Here is a 1212-nt window from a genome sequence, read left to right on the forward strand (position 1 = left end):
AAATGCTGTTGGGACTGCTCAAAGTGCAATAGTCAGAAATGAGCTTCCTTCAAATCAAGAAGGGTGGCTCTTAGCTTATCGGAACGTGATGGCAGCTGGATTTGGAATTGTGATGTTCTGTGCTGGTGTGCTCAGTGTGGCAACTACTGTGTTGTTAGTTGTTTTCACGCCAAGTGGTCGCTAGAAGTATCCCTATATAGACAGTCATTACTAGAGTATGAGGTATCTAGCTCACCGTTTATGAGTTTGATAGGTGGAAGTCTATTACTGAGGTTCTTAATTAATGATTATTAATCAACAAGTTATCTGAGTTTAGATACCTTAAATACTTATTGTGTTATACTCGGAATTCTACGTTTATCATTGATGTTTTGGGTCTTTCAGTATCTCCCTCCTTTTAAATCAGCAACTTTTAGCCGCGCATCTTCTTCCAATACTTTGAGTGTATTATCTGGCTAGCCCATATCACTGGACATTTTTCGCCATGTGTAAAATATCACGCCGAAGATACTGTATTATTTATGGCTGACCCTTTAAACGGAATACTAGCATCTTCTGCTTTGAGAATGGCTGTCGGTCACTATTTCCAAAATTACTTTTCTATGTTCATCTTTCTCACTAAACGATGAACATCATTAAGTTAACACTTGATTAGAAGGTGAGGTGGGAGCCTCTTTGCATAATTTTGGTGGAAATGACAACGCAATAACGTTAGCAAAGCTCTTTTTATTGATATAGCTATTCCAAAGAACAGCAACAATCAATTGATTTCATATTCTCATTTGTTTATATTAAATGTTAATGATTTTCATTTTCAATAAATGTTTGAGCTAATATGTAAATGCTCATGGGTTTAATGTGATAATTCTTAATAAGGATAGTGAGATGGCCATTCCCAAGATCGCCCCATACCAAGTACTTCAACCAGAATCATTTCCCGTCAATAAAGTGGATTGGGTGATAGAGCCTAAGAAGTCGGTTGTCTTAGTTCATGATTTACAGGCTTACTTCCTCAACTTTTTTGATACAAGATTGTCTCCTATTCCTGAACTTATACAAAATGTTAAAAAAGTTACAGAGAATGCTAGAGCCGCAGGCATCCCTGTTGTTTATACGGCTCAGCCTGCTAATCAAGACCCAAAAGAAAGGGCACTCCTAACGGATTTTTGGGGCTCAGGCCTAACTCAAGATACGGAGATAGTGCCAGAAGTA

General features: G+C 37.9%; 2 protein-coding genes. Both read left to right on the top strand.

What is annotated here, in order from left to right; translation table 11 throughout:
* On the top strand, nucleotides 1-184 hold a 184-nt coding region (locus tag IQR33_RS33500; RefSeq protein WP_228013987.1), incomplete at its 5' end, for a hypothetical protein.
* 701 nt (nucleotides 185-885) lie between these two features.
* The coding region (locus IQR33_RS18710; RefSeq protein WP_193843920.1) for an isochorismatase family protein at nucleotides 886-1212 on the top strand (327 nt) is incomplete at its 3' end.

The organism is Vibrio sp. OPT46 (assembly GCF_015163535.1).
Classification (GTDB): Bacteria; Pseudomonadota; Gammaproteobacteria; order Enterobacterales; family Vibrionaceae; genus Vibrio; species Vibrio alginolyticus.